Source organism: Cupriavidus sp. 21MJTG02-4 (assembly GCF_057798975.1).
Window position 1 is genome coordinate 245,837 of sequence record NZ_JBYOJP010000004.1, and the last position, 17,507, is coordinate 263,343.

At 69.3% G+C, this 17,507-nt stretch carries 7 protein-coding genes; all 7 read right to left on the reverse strand.

What is annotated here, in order from left to right; all coding sequences use genetic code 11:
- Positions 1-5: 5 nt before the first annotated feature.
- The 7 genes from treY to treS all read right to left on the reverse strand — a co-directional run bounded on the left by treY (position 6) and on the right by treS (position 17,462).
- Positions 6-2,702: a malto-oligosyltrehalose synthase gene (treY, locus tag AC3FKH_RS10485; protein ID WP_488675268.1), complete on the reverse strand. Its 2,697-nt coding sequence runs from the start codon at positions 2,700-2,702 to the stop codon at positions 6-8.
- Complete coding sequence (gene treZ, locus AC3FKH_RS10490; RefSeq protein WP_488675270.1) at positions 2,677-4,653, reverse strand: malto-oligosyltrehalose trehalohydrolase; 1,977 nt, start codon at positions 4,651-4,653, stop codon at positions 2,677-2,679. Before treZ ends, treY begins: the two co-directional genes overlap by 26 nt.
- Positions 4,654-4,846: 193 nt before the next feature.
- Positions 4,847-7,393, reverse strand: a complete 2,547-nt coding sequence (locus AC3FKH_RS10495; protein WP_488675271.1) for a glycogen/starch/alpha-glucan phosphorylase — start codon at positions 7,391-7,393, stop codon at positions 4,847-4,849.
- 25 nt (positions 7,394-7,418) lie between these two features.
- Positions 7,419-9,626 (reverse strand): 4-alpha-glucanotransferase, encoded by a 2,208-nt coding sequence (malQ, locus tag AC3FKH_RS10500; RefSeq protein ID WP_488675273.1) that lies wholly within the window; start codon positions 9,624-9,626, stop codon positions 7,419-7,421.
- Complete coding sequence (gene glgX / locus AC3FKH_RS10505) at positions 9,623-11,833, reverse strand: glycogen debranching protein GlgX (protein ID WP_488675630.1); 2,211 nt, start codon at positions 11,831-11,833, stop codon at positions 9,623-9,625. The genes malQ and glgX overlap by 4 nt, the downstream gene beginning before the upstream one ends.
- Positions 11,834-11,835: 2 nt before the next feature.
- The gene (gene glgB / locus AC3FKH_RS10510; protein WP_488675274.1) at positions 11,836-14,088 is read right to left on the reverse strand and encodes a 1,4-alpha-glucan branching protein GlgB; all 2,253 of its coding nucleotides are present in this window, start codon (positions 14,086-14,088) and stop codon (positions 11,836-11,838) included.
- Positions 14,085-17,462 carry a maltose alpha-D-glucosyltransferase gene (gene treS, locus AC3FKH_RS10515; RefSeq protein WP_488675276.1) on the reverse strand — a complete coding sequence of 1,126 codons (3,378 nt, stop codon included), beginning with the start codon at positions 17,460-17,462 and terminating at the stop codon, positions 14,085-14,087. Before treS ends, glgB begins: the two co-directional genes overlap by 4 nt.
- Between the last annotated feature and the right edge of the window lie 45 nt (positions 17,463-17,507).

Consider the following 17,507-nt stretch of genomic DNA (forward strand, 5'->3'; position numbering starts at 1 on the left):
TACCGCTAGGCCTGCTGCAGCAGCAGTGCCACAGGCAGCCCGGCAAGCACTTCGCGCAGCGGCAGCGTGCCGTCCTTCCCGGCCATGAGAGTTTGTCCTGTCAGGACATCCACCCGGCTTGCCAACGGCCGCTTGCCCACATCGAGCGAGGTGTGGTCCCAACGGGCCGGCGGGATGCGGGGCAGGTCATTTCCGATGACTGCAGCGCCAAGGCGTGATACCACGGTCAACGCTTCGCGGCCGCCAAGCGTGCGCGCAAAGGCGAGCACATGGTCCGCCAGCGGACCCTGCGCCAAGCGCGGCTGGTAGTCGCCCTCCAGGAACAGCGCTGGCTGCGCACGGCGTGCCGCCAGCACGTGCCGCAATAGTTGCTGTTTCACACGCCCGTCCCGCCAGTGCGGCAGCCATGCGTCCCATCCCGCGCCGCCGTCGTCGAGTTGCGCCTGCAGGCGCCCATAGTCGGGCGGCCGGCGGTTGTCCGGATCGACCAGGCTCAGGTCCCAGTCTTCGCAACCCTGGTAGCGGTCCGGCACGCCCGGCGCCGTGAGCTGGATCAAGGCCTGCGCAAGGCTGTTCATGGCGCCGGCCGGGGCAGCGCGTGTCGCGAACCGGCCGATCGACACCAGCGGGCCGCCATGCGGCCAGTCCGCGGCAAGCCCGTGGAGGAAGGCGTCGCAAACGTCTTCGTAGCCGGGGTCCGGTTGAGTCCAGTTGCCGTGCAGCTTGGCTTCGCGAATGGCTTTGCGCTGCCACTGCCCGATGCGCTGCAGGAATGCCGCCATCGCCTCAGGGCGCGCCAGCGCATCGGCCTGCATGGGCCAGGCGCCGACCAGCGTCTGGTACAGCATCAACCGGTCGGCAGGGTCCGGAGCGCGCGGCAGCGACGCCAGCAGCCGCGCGCCATCGGCCTCGCAGGCGTGCACGGCTGCGGCCCACTCCTGCGGCAGCTCGCTCAACACGGCCAGGCGCATGCGCGCGTCTTCGCCACGCTTGTGATCATGCGTCGCGGTTGCCAGCATCGCATGCGGAAACGTCCGGCGCCGCACGGCCATGGCGGCATGGAAGTCTTCCGGCGAGAGGGCCAGCACAGCTGGATGGCTGCCGACCTCGTTGCGCGACAGCAGCGGCCCGTAGCGGTAGAACGCGGTGTCTTCGCCAGCCTTGGCGGCTAGCGCCGGCATCAGTTGCTGCACACGGCGCCGCGCCTGCGCCGGCGCGCTGGCGACTGGCCCAGCGGTGTGCAGGCAGGCCAGGATGAAGTCGAGCGCCGCTGCCTGTTCCGGTGCGAGCGTGGCCCGGGCGTTACGGGATGCCGTGTCGAGCATTGCCTGTTCGGCATGAAGCGCGGCAGCGTCACGGCACGAAGGTGCGCCGTCGAGGTATGTCCGATAGACGGGGATGACTTCCAGCAGCGCGGCCAATGCCTGCCGCAGCGCTGGCCGGGTCAGGTCACGCGTGGAGGGCGCGCCCGCCGCGCAAGCGTGCAGACGCGCGCAGGCGCCTTCGAGCTCCGCGACCAGGTGATGCTGCAGGATCTGGCGGCGCGCATCGGCGAAGGCGGCCGGATAGCTCGCGGGCCGGCCGCCGGCCCGTAGCCACAACGCCGCAAGCGGGACGGCGCCGGCCTCGGTGTGCAGCACGCCGCTGACCTGATCCATGAAGTCATAGCCGGTGGTGCCGTCGACTTCCCAGTCGGCGGGCAGGATCTCGCCCGGGGCCAGGATTTTCTCGACCACCAGCCATGGGCGCGCGCGGGCGGGCGCGCAGGGCCGATGGGCCGCATGCGCATCCAGGCGTGCACGCAGCTGGCGGCAATAGGCCGCGGGGTCGGCGAGTCCGTCGACGTGATCGACCCGCACGCCATCGATCAGGCCTTCGCGCAGCAAGCGGAAGACCAGTGCATGCGTAGCGGCGAAAACGGCCTCGTCTTCCTGCCGGATGCCGACCAGGTCGCTGATCTCGAAGAAGCGCCGCCGGTTGAGCGCCGTTGCCGCCGTGCGCCACCAGGCCAGGCGGTAGTGCTGGCGCTCCAGCAAGGCATGCAGGCGGTCGCGGCCGGCACCGTGCGTGGCATCGAACCAGTCCGGACGGTCCGCGGCGTTGTTGAGGACGTCGTCGGGGGCCAACGGAAAATCGTGCTCGAAGTAGCGCAGCGTTGGCGTATCGCTCCCCGCTGCCGGGGTCACGCGCAGATCGCCGCGCGATAGCGTTTCCCAGTATGGCTGCCCGAGCACGGGTACCAGCACCTTGCCATGAAGCGTCGGATCGGGCGGCTGCCAGTCGATATCGAAGCAGGCGGCGTGTGGACTGTCCTGCCCGTACGCCAGCACGTCGCGCCACCACGCGTTGTGCGTCGCGTCGGCGGCCATGTGGTTGGGCACGATGTCGAGGATCAGCCCGAGACCGGCGGCCCGCGCGCGATGGGCCAGCGCACGCAGCGCGGTCTCGCCGCCAAGCTCGGCGCGCACACGCGTGAAATCGGTGACGTCATAGCCGTGCGTGGAGCCCGGCCGCGCCTCGCACACCGGCGAGAGATAGAGGTGGCTGACGCCGAGCGCCGCGTAGTAGCCGACCACGCCCACTGCGTCCGCGAGCGTGAAGCCAGGGTGCAGTTGCAGGCGCGCGGTGGCGCGCGGCGCTAACGTCGCGCCTGGCGCGCCTGGCTCCGCAGTCCGGTCAGCGGGCGCTGACGTCGACGCCATGGCCTGGCTTGCCGTGGCCGGACAGCACGGCGATGCAGCTCAGCGCGGGCAGCGATCCGCTGGCCAGCGCATCGGCGTGGCCAACGGCGGTTTCGTGAAGCATGGCGTAGACGGGCGCTGGCGGCTGGCAGGTCACGGCCTGCCGGCCAAGGTTCAGCCAGATCGACAGGCATGCGCCGTCGCCCAGGCGCCAGCGTGCGCGCAGCGCGGCGCGTCCCAGCACGTCGACGCCCGCGCTGCGGGCGCGCGGCAGCCGGTGCATGAGCCATTCCTGGCGGATCGCAAGCAGCCGGCGATAGTAGCGGGACCAGTCGTTCTCGATGTCCATCGGCGGTCGCGAGGCTTCGAACGTTGCCGGGTCGTTGGGATCGGGGATCTCCTGCGCCCGCGCCTCGTCGCCGAACGCCGCCACGCTGGCGAACTCCTGCCTGCGCCCCTGGCGCACGGCCTCGGCCAGTGCCGGCGGATGGCTGGTGAAATAGTAGAACGGCGTCTGCGCCCCGCATTCCTCGCCCATGAACACCAGCGGCACCTGCGGGCAGAGCAGCTGCAGCGCCACCGCGGCGCGCAGCGCATCGGCGTCGGCCAGCGTGGCTAGCCGCTCGCCGAAGGCGCGGTTGCCGATCTGGTCGTGGTTCTGCAGGAACGAGACAAAGGCCGTGGGCGGCAGGTGGCCGCTGGGCTGGCCGCGCCGGACCGGCGCGCGCGAATCTCCGGCGGCCGAGCGGAACGGCGACACTTCGCCCTGGTAGGCGAAGCCTTCGGCCAGTACGCGGGCCAGGTGCCGCAGCGGCGAAGACAGGCTCGACGGGCCGTCGCGCCGGGGCTCTGCGGCGTAGTCGCGATAGTAGCCGTCGTGCTCGCCGGTCAGCAGCACATGCATCGCATGGTGCGCGTCATCATTCCACTGGGCATCGAACCCGGCCGAAAGGCGCGACGTGTCGTTGTGGTCGTTCTCCAGCACGAGATGGACATGGCGCCCGGCCACGCCCGGCGATGCGCGCAGGTCCGACGGCAGCGTCGTCAGCCAGCCTTCGTCGTCGATGGCATGCACGGCGTCCAGGCGCAGGCCGTCAAAGCGGAATTCTTCCAGCCAGTAGCGCGCGTTCTCGGTAAAGAAGCGGCGCACTTCCGGACGTCGGAAATCGATCGCGGGTCCCCACGGCGTCGTCCGGTCGTCCCGGAAGAAGGCGCTCGCATAGTGGTGCAGGTAGTTGCCTTCAGGTCCGAAGTGGTTATAGACCACGTCGAGCAGCACCATCATGCCAAGGCCGTGCGCATGATCCACCAGCGCGCGCAACTGGTCCGGCGTGCCATAGCCGGATTCGGGCGCAAACGGCAGCACGCCGTCATAGCCCCAGTTGCGTGCGCCGGGGAACTCGGCGAGCGGCATCAGTTCCACGGCGGTGAACCCGAGTGCCGATAGCCGCTGCAGTTGCTGCATGGCGCCCGTGTAGCCGCCGCACAGGCCAACGTGAAGCTCGCAGATCACGGCCTCGTGCCACGGCCGCCCGCGCCAGTCCGGGCACGTCCACGGATAGGTGACGGCCTTGGGCTGGCACGCGACACTGGGACCATGCACGTCGCCGGGCTGCCATCGCGAAGCCGGATCGGGAAAGGCCGTGCCGTCATCGAGCCGGAACCAGTAGCGGGTGCCATTGCCGCACGGCACGACGGCGCTGAACCAGCCGTCACCGCCTGGCGTCATGTGCACCGGCCCCATGCCCGCGATCTCCAGCCGCACCGACTCGCCACGCTGGGCGGCGTCCGGTGCCCACAGCCGGAAACCGATGCGGCCCTCGGGCAGCCATACCGGGCCAAACGCATAGCCGTGCGGATCGTCGTTGGCCGCGGGCACCTGCGGTGCGCCAGCCGAAAAGCTGTCCAGCGGCGACAGCCGGGGCGTTGCCGAGGTGGCACCGGTTCCGAGGAAAAACGAATGCGGGTTCAAGATCAGCTCCAGACAGTGGTGGCCGGAAGGGCGCGGACCGTTTGTGGAAGGCGGAAGGCAGCAGGCGCCTGGGCATCGCTTCGGCGTTGCGAAGTCCATGCCAGGCCAGGGGGCGCGGCAGGCCGCGCGGCGGGCTTGCCGTTGCATGGTCGGGAGGCGCATCCGCGCGCGGCCTTGTAGAACCTGCATGGCGCTAACGGTCCTTGTCCGCGGCATGCATGCGGCCGTCCGCATGCGGCCGCGTGCCGCTGGCGCGGTGCAGCAGGTGAACCGGCACGGACCTGACCTTCCAGATCTGTTCGCAGTACTCGCGGATGGCACGGTCCGACGAGAAGTGCCCGGAGCGCGCACACGACAGCACCGACATGCGCTGCCAGCGCTGCGGCTGCATATAGTTTTCGCAGACGCGCTGCTGGCAGGCGATATAAGCGTCGAAATCAGCCAGCAGCAGGTACGGGTCATGCCGCGGATGCCCGTCGAACAGCTGACGGAAGACCGCGGGATCGCCATGCGAGAAGAAGCCCTGCTCGATCAGGTCGATCACCGCGCGCAGTTCAGGATTGCGGTGGTAGTAGAGCGCCGGATCGTAGCCCGCCGCGCGCAGGGCGTAGACCTCGGGGGCGGTCAGCCCGAAGCCGAAGAAATTGTCGGTGCCGACGGCATTGCACAACTCGATATTGGCGCCGTCCATGGTGCCGATGGTCAGCGCGCCGTTCATGGCGAGCTTCATGTTGCCGGTGCCCGACGCTTCCTTGCCGGCCAGCGAAATCTGCTCCGACAGGTCCGCGGCCGGATAGATGCGTTGACCGTAGGTGACGTTGAAGTTGGGCAGGAATACCACCTTGAGCCGGTCCCGCACCTGCGGGTCGCGGTTCACGACGTCGGCCACGCTGGTGATGAAGCGGATCATCAGCTTGGCATACTGGTAGCCCGGCGCGGCCTTGCCGGCGAACAGGAACGTGCGTGGCGCCAGGTCGAGATTGGGGGCGGACTTGATCCTGTGATAGAGCGCGATGATATGCAGCACGGCCAGGTGCTGGCGCTTGTACTCGTGGATGCGCTTGACCATGACGTCGAACATCGACGACGGGTCGATGACCACGCCCGTGCTGTCGCGCACCAGTTCGGCCAGCGTCACCTTGTTGGCGTGCCGCACGGCCTGCCATTGCTCGCGGAACCCCGCGTCGTCGGCGAAGGGCTCCAGCACGCGCAGCCGCTCCAGGTCGGTGACCCAGCCCTCGCCGATGGCATCGGTCACCAGCCGCGACAGGCGCGGGTTCGACAATGCCAGCCAGCGACGCGGCGTGACACCGTTGGTGATGCTGGTGAATTTCTCCGGCCACATGTCGTGGAAGTCCTTGAGCACGTCTTCGCGCATCAGGCGCGAGTGCAGTTCCGCCACGCCATTGATGGCGTGACTGCCGACGCATGCCAGGTGCGCCATGCGCACATGCCGCTCGCCATGCTCGTTGATCAGCGACAGGCGCGCAAGGCGCGAGTCGTCGCCATAGAAGCGGATGCGGACCGCTTCCAGGAAGCGCGTGTTGATCTCGAAGATGATTTCGAGATGGCGCGGCAGCACGCGGCCGAACAATGGCAGCGGCCATTGCTCCAGTGCTTCGGGCAACAGCGTGTGGTTCGTATACGCGAAGGCGCGGCGCGTGACGTCCCAGGCCTCTTCCCAGGGCAGGTCATGCTCGTCCACGAGCAGGCGCATCAGCTCGGCAATGCCGACCGCTGGGTGCGTGTCGTTGAGCTGGACCGCGAATTTTTCGTGGAAGCGCGACACCGGCATGCGGTCGGCCGCCAGCAGGCGCAGCATGTCCTGCAGCGAGCACGCGACGAAGAAGTACTGCTGTTCCAGCCGCAGCTCCTTGCCCTGTTCGGTCTCGTCGTTCGGATAAAGCACCTTGGTCAGGTTTTCCGAGGTGATCTTCTTGCTGACCGCGCCAAGGTAGTCGCCGCGATTGAAGGTCGGGAAGTCGAACGCCTCGGTGGCATCGGCGCGCCACAGCCGCAGCGTGTTGACGGTATTGACGCGGTAGCCGAGGATCGGCGAATCGAACGGCACGCCCACCACCGTCTTGGCCGGCACCCAGCGCACGCGATAGTGCCCGCGGTCGTCGGTGTAGTGCTCGGTATGGCCGCCCAGGCGCACCTGCACCGCCCATTCCGAGCGCTGGATCTCCCACGGGTTGCCATGGCGCAGCCAGCTATCGGTCTTCTCGACCTGCATGCCGTCGATGATGGCCTGCTGGAAGATGCCGTATTCGTAGCGGATACCGTAGCCCAGCGCCGGGATCTCCAGCGTGGCCAGCGAATCCATGAAGCAGGCGGCCAGCCGCCCCAGGCCGCCGTTGCCGAGCCCGGGCTCGATCTCCTGCGCGAGAATCTGCTCCAGGTTCAGCCCGAGCGCCTGCATCGCGGCCTCCACCTCGCTGTAGATGCCCAGGTTGATCAGGTTGTTGCCGAGGTGCGGGCCCATCAGGAACTCGGCGGACAGGTAGGCGACGGTGCGCGACGGCTGGTCAAGGTAGGCCTCGGCGGTGCTGATCCAGCGCTGCACGAGCCGGTCGCGCACCGTATGCGCGAGCGCCTGGTAGAGGTCGTTCTGGCTGGCATGCTCCGGCGGCTTGCCCTGGGTGTGGAACACATGGTCCAGGAAGGCGCGGCGGATCGTGGCACTCGACAGGGCGGTGCGGGTATCGTCGGCATGTTCGGACCGGCTGGCTTCCGTCATGGGGCGAGCTCCGTATCAAGGCGGCTCAGCGCGCGCGCGCCGCGCCGGGCAGCTGGCCGTGGCGCACCGCGCGTGCCCGTGCACGCAGGGCCGGCGTATCGAACAGCCACCGCACATCGGCATCGAGCCTGCGCTGCCAGTTGGGATGACCGGCGGTGGTGCCGGGCAGGTTGGCTTGTTCGGCCACGCCAAGGAGATCCTCCAATGGCAACAGGCGCAGCGGCGTGCGCGTGCGGCCAAGCCAGGCCAGCACGGTGTCAAGCGGCGGATGTTCCGGGCCGGGCATGTCCGCGCCGGCAAGGCCAGCGTCGCGCAGCGCTTGCCACAGTGCGGTGCGCTCGCGCACACGCGCGTCACGCGCGCCCTGGGGCGTTTCGTCTGCCGCGAGCAAGCCAAGGCGTTCGCGCCATGCCAGGTCCCGTCCTTGCCACCAGCCTGCGACCGTCGGCAGGTCGTGGGTCGAGGTCGTCGCGACCGCATGCCTGGGCCAGTCCTCGGCGCGCAGGAACGGCGGCGCCGCTTCGGCCGGTGCATCGGGTTCGGTGCCGTCTGCTTCCGGCAATGCCGGTGCGGCACGCGCGAACCACAGTACGTCGATGCCAAGCACGCCGCGCGCGGCCAGCGCGCTGTCCAGGTGCGCCGGCACCGTGCCCAGGTTCTCGCCGATGATGATGGCGCGGTGCCGCCATGATTCCAGCGCCACCAGCCGCAACAGGATCTGCAGCGGAAATTCGAGATACGCCCCGTCGCGTGCCGACGCGCCGGCGGGCACCAGCCACATGCGCGCCAGGCCCAGCACATGATCGATGCGCAAGCCGCCGGCATGGGCCAGGTTGGCGCGCAGCATCTCGATGAAGGCACCATAGCCGTGCCGGTGCAGGCTTCGCGGCGAAAACACCGTGACGCCCCAGTCCTGTCCGTGCGGGTTGTAGACATCGGGCGGCGCGCCGGCGTGGAAGCCGTCCAGGAAGTCCTGCTGGCGCGACCATGCCTGGCTGCCGCCGGGGTCCGCCCCCACGGCCAGGTCGGCAATCACGCCGATCGCCATGCCTGCATCGCGCGCGGCCTGCTGCGCGCGCGCGCGTCCGTCGTCGGCCAGCCATTGCAGGAACGCGTGGTAGTCGATTTCCTGCGGGTGGGCCATCGCGAATGCGGTCACGGCCGTATCGGCGGGTGAGCGCAGCGTCACCGGCCAGCAGCGCCAGTCCGCCGCACCGTTGGCGTTCATGCCGTTGGCCGCTTCGGCCAGGCGTGCGGCCTGAATCGCTTCATAGCACGCGTGCGCATGCAGCGCGGTGCCGCCGCGCGCGCGGAACGCCGCACATGCATCCAGCGCCGATGGCGGCAGCAACTGCCCGCGGTGTTCCCACAACCAGCGCAGCACGGACAGGCGCAGCCGCGACAGGTGCGGCCAGTCGATCTCGCTGCGGGCCTCGTGCTGCGCGAAGGCCGCGCCGGCGCTCAGCGCCGCGATGGCGCGGTCGACCGCGTCTTGTCCGAAGACGGCGGCGGGGTCCGCATAGAGCGGATTGTGGAACAGCCGGCTGGACGGCGAATAAGGGCTGTAGCGCTCCGGCAGCGCGGCAAAGCCCGCATGAAGCGGATTGATCGCCACCGCATCGGCGTGCTCGGCGGCGGCGGCCTGGCAGCACTGCGCCAGGGCCGACAGGTCGCCCATGCCGGTTGGCGCGCCGCGGCGCAGGCCATAGAGCTGCACCGCCAGGCCCCACGCGCGTTCGCCTGCCGCCAAGGTCGAGCCGCGGCCCGCTGCGCGCAGCGCATCGTCCACGCCAAAGCAGCGTTGCGGGGCCACGGCCAGCACGGTCTGCGCATCGCCAATGCGCAGGCGGTGGTAGCCGCATGCGGGGACCGGGGCGAGGCACAGCGTCCCGTCCGCGGCGGGCTCCGCCGTGCCGTCGAGCTCGCCGCCGTCTTCCAGCTCGATCCGGTACGGCCGCGCTTCGGCGCCATCGCGCCAGGGCACCGCGGCGGGCTGCCCCTGGTCCGCCGTGATCAGCGGGGGCAGGCCAAGGGCCGCGTCCTCGGCGTCCATCCGTGCCCCGGAGGCACGGCACTGGGCGGGCGTGTCGCAGGCCAGCGCCAGGCCTTGCAGCAGGCGGCGCAGCGTCGCATCCGCGACCTGCTGCGGGTGGCCCCAGGCATCGAGCCAGTGCGGCTGCAGGCCGGCGCGCCGTGCCAGCGCGTGCAACGCAGAGACGGTCGGCGCGGTCATGCGTTTGGCTCCTGCGGGGGGCTGGGTGGCGGGACGGCCGGGCGCGCATGCCGCTGCGGCTCGGCCTGGGCGGCGAGCAGGACCAGGGCGTGGGCGGGCACGGCCTGCAACGTCACGCCGGCCGCCGACCGGCCGGCTTCGGGCAGTTCCGGCTGGCTGCTGTCAAAGAGCAACTGCCAGTCCAGCGCGGGCTCGGGCAGGTGGAACACCGCATCCGTGTCGCTGGCATTGAGCAGCAACAGCGTCACCTGCACCGGCCCTCCCTGGCCGTTGCGCACGGCGCGCCGGGCCGGTTCCGGGCGTTCCGCCCGGCGCAGCGCGAGCGTGCGGATTTCAGGGTCGGCCCAGGCGTCGGGGCTCGGCGGCTGCCCCTCCGCGTCGAACCACGCAATATCGCCGATGCCCGGCACCGGCTCATGGTTGCCGTGCGCGAAGCGGTGGACGCCGATGGCGTACAGCCGGCGCCGCAGCGACAGCAGGCGGCGCACCATCTCCTGCAGGGTCTGGCCTTCGGGCGTCTGCGCCTGCTTCCAGTCCAGCCAGGACAGCGCATTGTCCTGGCAGTACGCATTGTTGTTGCCGTCCTGGCTGCGGCCCCACTCGTCGCCGGCGGTCAGCATCGGCGTGCCCTGGGCCAGCAACAGCGTGGCCATCATGGTCCGGGCCACGCGCGCGCGCAGTTCGAGGATGGCGGGATCGTCCGTGGGGCCTTCGACGTTGCCGTCCAGGCTCCAGTTCGCGCTGTGGTTGTTGTCGGTGCCGTCGCGGTTGTCTTCGCCGTTGGCTTCGTTGTGTTTTCCGTTGTAGCTGACCAGGTCGGCCAGCGTGAAGCCGTCATGCGCGGTGATGAAGTTGATGCTCGACCACGGCCGCCGGTAGCGGCGATCGAACAGGTCGGCCGAGCCGGCCAGCCGCGCCGCCAGTTCGCCGCGCTGGCCGGCGTCGCCGCGCCAGAAGCGCCGCACGGTGTCGCGGAACTTGTCGTTCCACTCGGCGAAGCCGGGCGGCTGGTTGCCGAGCTGGTACCCGCCCGGGCCGAGGTCCCACGGCTCGGAGATCAGCTTGACGCGGCTGAGCACCGGGTCCTGCAGCACCGCACCGAAAAACGTGGCGCCCGGGTCGAAGCCGTTCTGCTCGCGGCCGAGCGTGGTGCCCAGGTCGAAGCGGAAGCCGTCGACGTGGTAGCACTCGACCCAGTAGCGCAGCGAATCCAGCACCATCTGCAGCACGCGCGGATGGGGCAGGTTGAGCATGTTGCCGCAGCCGGTGTCGTTGAGGTAGTGACGTTCGTCGCCGGGCACGAGGTGGTAGTAGCTGGCGTTGTCCAGCCCGCGCCACGACACCGTCGGGCCGAATTCATTGCCTTCGCAGGTGTGGTTGTAGACCACGTCGAGGATGACTTCGATGCCGGCCGCGTGCAGCCGCCGCACCGCGACCTTGAGTTCGTGGAGCTGGCTTGTGGCCAGGTAGGACGGCTCCGGCGCGAAGTACGCCAGCGTGTTGTAGCCCCAGTAGTTGCGCAGGCCGCGCTCCAGCAGGAAGCGGTCCTGCAGGATGGCATGCACCGGCAGCAACTCCACGGCGGTGACGCCCAGGCTCAGCAGGTGGTCCAGGAAACGAGGATCGCACAGCGCGGCGAACGTGCCGCGCTGGTGCGGCAGGACATCTTCGCGCAGCATCGACACCCCGCGCAGATGCGCCTCGTAAATGACCGTGTCGCGCCACGGGACGTCGGGCGGCCGGTCGTTGCCCCAGTGGAAGCTCTCGTCGACCACCACGGCCTTGGGCATGGTCGGGGCGCTGTCGCGGCGGTCGGGCGTCAGGTCGCCGCGCGCGCTGTGCAGGCGGTAGCCGAACAATGCGTCGGACCACCGCACCGGTCCGCTGAGCTGGCGCGCGTAAGGATCGAGCAGCAGCTTGTGCGCGTTGAAGCGGTGGCCGCGCACCGGGTCATACGGCCCGAAGGCACGGTATCCGTACAGCGTGCCCAGCGCGGCGTTGGGCAGGTAGCCGTGCCAGACTTCGTCGGTGCATTCGGGCAGCGGCATGCGCAAGAGTTCCTTGCGCCCGTTGCCGGAGAACAGGCACAGGTCGATGCGCGAGGCATTGGCCGAAAACACGGCGAAATTCACCCCGAGCCCGTCCCAGTGGGCGCCGAGCGGATAAGGCTTGCCGGCCAGCAGGCGGTCCGCGGGCTGGAGCGCCATGGTCATGCCTGCGCGCCGGCATGCTGGAGTACCAGCATGCCCAGCGGCGGCAGGGTGAGCGACAGGGAAGCCTCCTGCCCATGCGCCGGCACGGGCTCGGCCAGGAGCGCGCCCTCATTGCCGACATTGCTGCCGCCATAGCAGGCCGCATCGGTATTCAGGCGTTCGTGCCAGCTGCCGGTAAAGGGCACGCCGACGCGGTAGCCGTGGCGCGGCACCGGTGTCATGTTGGCCACAGCCAGCACCACGTCGCCGCTGCCTGGCGCGGGGCGGCGCAGCCAGGCAAAGACGCTGTTCTGGTGATCGTCGCCGACCACCCACTGGAATCCCGTGGGCGAATGGTCGAGTTCGTGCAGCGCGGGCAGTTCGCGGTACAGCGCATTGAGGTCGCGCACCAGCGTGTGGACGCCACGGTGCATCGGGTGGTCGAGCAGCGCCCAGTCGAGTTCCGCATCGTGGTTCCATTCCTGCCACTGCGCCAGTTCGCCGCCCATGAACAGCAGTTTCTTGCCAGGGTGCGCCCACATGAACCCGTAGTACGCACGCAGGCCGGCAAAGCGCTGCCAGTCGTCGCCGGGGGCCTTGCCGATCATCGAGCCCTTGCCGTGCACGACCTCGTCGTGCGACAGCGGCAGCACGAAGGCCTCGGACCAGGCGTAGACCGTCCCGAATGTCATGTCCTGGTGGTGCCAGGCGCGATGGATCGGGTCCAGCGCCAGGTAGCGCAGCGTATCGTGCATCCAGCCCATGTTCCACTTGAAGTCGAAGCCGAGCCCGCCGCTGGCGGTGCTGGCCGTGACGCCGGGCCACGCGGTCGACTCCTCGGCGATGGTCAGCGCGCCGGGGCAGCGCTCATGCACGACCGTGTTGAGTTCGCGCAGGAACGCCACGGCCTCCAGGTTTTCGCGGCCGCCGAAGCGGTTGGGCACCCACTGGCCAGCCGCACGGCTGTAGTCGCGATAGAGCATGGACGCCACCGCATCCACGCGCAGCCCGTCGATGTGGAAGTGCTCGAGCCAGTGCAGCGCGCCGGCCAGCAGGAAACCGCGCACTTCATTGCGGCCGAGGTTGTAGACGAGCGTGTTCCAGTCCTGGTGGAAGCCTTCGCGCGGGTCCTGGTGTTCGTAGAGCGCGGTGCCGTCGAAATGCGCGAGCCCGTGCGGATCGGTCGGGAAATGCGCCGGCACCCAGTCCAGGATGATGCCGATGCCGCTGCGGTGGCAACGGTCGATGAATGCCGCGAACGCCTGCGGCGGCCCGAGGCGTGCCGTGGGCGCGTAGAGCGACAGCGGCTGGTAGCCCCATGAGCCGCCGAACGGGTGCTCGGTCACCGGCAACAGCTCGATGTGCGTGAAGCCGAGTTCGCAGACGTAGGGAATCAGCCGCTCGGCCAGGATGTCCCAGCCGTGCGCGGGATCATTGGCCGCTCGCAGCCAGGACCCGGCATGGACTTCATAGATCGACAGCGGCGCCGCGTACGGCTCGACGGCATTGCGCAGGCGCATCCAGTCATCGTCCTGCCAGGGGAAGGGCGGGGCGGACACCGCGGGCTCGGCCACGACCGATGCGGTGGCCGGGGGCGGCTCGGTGGCCAGCGCGAGCGGGTCCGCCTTGTCGGGCAGTTCGGCGCCGTGCGGGTCGAGCAGGTCGAACTTGTAGTGACAGCCGGGCTTTGCGCCCATGGCCGCCGGGATGAACAGCTCCCAGACCCCGCTCGGTTGGCGCAGGCGCATCGGGTGACGGGCAGGGTTCCAGCCGTTGAAGTCGCCGATCACCGATACGCGCCGCGCATTGGGTGCCCACACGGCAAAGCGCACGCCCTCGACGCCGTCGATCCGGCGCCACTGCGCGCCCAGGCAGGAACCCAGCTCGAAGTGCCGCCCCTCGGCGATCAGGTGCAGGTCCAGTTCGCCGAGCAGCAGGCCGAAGGCATAGGGGTCGCGGCTGAGCTGGGTCTGGCCGTCGGGCCAGCGCAGCCGCAACTGGTAATCCGGGTTGCCGGCGGCAATGCGTCCGCTGAACACGCCGCCATCGTGCAGGGCCGTCATGTCCGCCAGCGGCGTACCCTGCGCATCGGTCAGCGTCACGGCTTGCGCGCCCGGTACGCAGGCGCGCACCACCAGCGTATCGCCGTCCTGGTGCGGCCCCAGCACGGCGAACGGGTCGCCGTGGCGGCCCGCCAGCAGCGCATTCAGCGCGTCATCGGGGAGGGTATCGGACCGGCGCCCGGCGGCCTGGATGTCGACGCGGCTCATTGGGCCTCCAGGTTCGCGGCCAGCAGCTTGCGCACCATGCGCGCAAGTCCGCTGGCGGGCAGGTCGATCCACGCCACGCGGTTGGCGGCTTCATATTCGACTTCGTAGGCGGCGCGCTCCAGCAGGAACAGGTCGAGCAGCGGCTGGAGCTGCTCCGCCTGCACCCAGGGCGCACCGGAGCCCTCCATGTGCTGGCTGTAGCAGGCCAGGAATGCGTCGCTGGCGGTCGAGCGGAATCGCTCCAGCAGCCCGCTGCGCCGCTCGGCCAGCGCCGGAGGCAGTTCGGCATGGGTGCGCTCCTGGCGGTCGGTGCCGACCGTGGCCGCGGCGTAATCGATCGAACGCAGCAATCCGGCCACGTCGCGCAGCGGCGAAGTCTTGCGTCGCCGCCAGTCGAGCGGCAGCCCCGGCTCGCCTTCGAAGTCGACGAGGTAGGTGTCGTTCTGCGCGATCAGCACCTGGCCCAGGTGGAAGTCGCCATGGATGCGGGTCTGCAGGCTTCCGGGCGCGGCGGCCGCAAGCCGCGCCACCAGTTCGGGCAGGGCTTTGCGGGCCTTCATCAGCGTGTCGACATCGACCTCGAAACGCTTGCTGGCGGATTTCGGATCGTCGTGCGGACGCTTTTCGAGCAGCGCGAGCGCGCGCGACAGGGCCGCCATCGCCTGTTCGGCCCACTGCGCCGTTTCCGCCTCGGTGGCGGCTTGCGGCGCGAAGGCCGGGTCGTCCGTGGGCCGCGCCAGCACGGCATGCAGCTCGGCCAGCCGGCGCCCGAGCGTGCCGGCCATGGCGACGTAGCCGTTCATGGCCTCGGTGAACTCGTCATGGTTTTCCTCGGCGGGGAGCGCGTCGTCGATCACGCGGCTCAGGTAGTCCAGCGTCCAGTCCCAGCCATTGCCCTGGTTGAGGATATAGCCCTGCACCAGCATCAGCGTGTGCGCAATGCCGTCACTGCCGGTGCGCGACACTTCGCCGAGCAGCGGCGCCGAATGCGGATAGCCCTGCGCCGTCAGGTAGCGCGTCATCTCGACTTCCGGGTGCATGCCACCCGACAGGCGCCGCACCAGCTTGAGCACGGCGGTGCTGTCGTAGGACAGCGAGCTGTTGGACTGCTCGGCCGACATCCACTGGATCTCTTCCTGTTCTGGCTGGAGCGCCGACAAGCCCGGCTCCGCACGGAAGCGGATGGTTTCCTGCGGGCCGTGCAGCTCGACGCCGGCGCGCAAGGCCTGGATCACCTCGCGCGCGAACGGCTCCAGCACGAAGCCATCGGTGGCCAGGCCGATGCGGCTGCCCTGACGCACGCGGGCCATCGACAGCCCATGCGCAAGCTGGGACACGCCATCGGCGCTCTCGCGGTCCCACAGCAGCCCCACCGGCAGCTGGTAGCGCTCGGTGCGCCCGCCGGATAGCCGGACCTCGACTTCGCCAAGATAGATCTCTTCGCCCGCGGCGCCGCGCGCAAACGGCAACAGGTATGCAAGCGAGGCGCTGTGGATGCTCTCGTCCTTGGCCCCGAACCAGCGCCGGCGGCGGATATAGGGCGGCAGCACTTCCGCGTTCAGGATCTGGCGCGATGCCTCGGTCAGTTCGAGCCGCCCCTTGTTCTGCAGGACCAGCGTGATCTGGTCAGGCAATTGTTCAGGCGCGCTCACGTGCCACGCGGGCGGATGTGCCTCGTCGCTGAGTACGAACCAGTAGAAGCCGTACGGCGGCAGCGTGAGCAGGTAGGTGAGCGTGCCGATGGCCGGGAACGGCGTGGCCCCCATCATCTCCACGGGCACGCGGCCATTGAAGCTGGCCAGGTCGAGTTCGACGGCCTGCGGCGCGCGCGACAGGTTGGCCACGCACAGGATGTGCTCGTCCTCGTACTCGCGCAGGTAGGCCAGGATCTTGCGGTTGCCGGGGAACAGGAAGCGCAGCGTGCCGCGCCCGAAGGCGCGGTGCTTGCGCCGCAGCGCCAGCATGCGGCGCATCCAGTTGAGCAGCGAATGCGGATCGCGCGCCTGCGCTTCGACATTGACCGCCTCATAGCCATAGAGCGGCCCCTGCAGCGGTGGCAGCACCAGGCGTTCGGGGTCGGCGTGCGAGAAGCCGCCATTGCGGTCCGGCGACCACTGCATCGGCGTGCGCACCCCGTCGCGGTCGCCGAGGTGGATGTTGTCGCCCATGCCGATCTCGTCGCCGTAGTAGATCACCGGCGTGCCGGGCATGGAAAACAGCAGGCTGTTCATCAGCTCGATGCGGCGACGGTCGCGTTCCATCAGCGGGGCCAGCCTGCGCCGGATGCCAAGGTTGATGCGCGCGCGCCGGTCGGAGGCGTAGACCTCCCAGAGATAGTCGCGCTCGCTGCTGGTCACCATCTCCAGCGTCAGCTCGTCGTGGTTGCGCAGGAAGATGGCCCACTGGCAGTCGGTGGGCAGCTCCGGCGTCTGGCGCATGATGTCGGTGATCGGGAACCGGTCCTCGCGCGCGATCGCCATGTACATGCGCGGCATCAGCGGGAAGTGGAAGGCCATGTGGCATTCGTCGCCGCGATCGCCCGTGCTCGTATCCGCGCTCGTGCGGCCGAAATATTGCTGCGCGTCCTCGGGCCACATATTGGCTTCGGCCAGCAATATGCGGCCGTGGTAATGCGAATCCAGATGGGCGCGCACATGGCGGATGACCGCGTGGGTCTCGGGCAGGTTCTCGTTGCTGGTGCCTTCGCGCTCCACCAGATAGGGCACGGCGTCCAGGCGCAGCCCGTCCACGCCGATGTCCAGCCAGAAGCGCATGACCGAAAGCACTTCGTTCATCACCTGCGGGTTGTCGAAGTTCAGGTCCGGCTGGTGCGAATAGAAGCGGTGCCAGAAGTACGCGCCCGCCACGGCGTCCCAGCTCCAGTTGGACTTTTCCGTGTCGCAAAAGATGATGCGCGTGCCGGCGTAGGCCTGGTCGTTGTCGGCCCAGACGTAGTAGCGGCGCGCGGCGGAGCCTGGCTTGGCCTTGCGCGCGCGCTGGAACCACGGATGCTGGTCCGAGGTGTGGTTGATGACCAGTTCCGTGATCACGCGGATGCCGCGCGCATGGGCCGCCGCCACGAAGCGGCGCGCTTCGGCCAGCGTGCCGTAGTCGGGATGCACGCTGCGGTAGTCGGCGATATCGTAGCCGTCGTCGCGGCGCGGCGACGGGTAGAACGGCAGCAGCCAGATGGTGTCGACGCCAAGGTCGACCAGGTAGTCCAGCTTGGCCAGCAGGCCGGCGAAATCGCCGACGCCATCGCCATTCGCGTCGTAGAAAGACTTGATGTGGAGCTGGTAGATGACGGCGTCCTTGTACCAGAGCGGATCGGCATTGAGCAGCAGGGCGTTGGCGGGTTCGGTCAGGCGTTTCATCCGTGTCTCCGTGCCTTGGTTCTGCCAGGTATGCCAGTGTCTGTC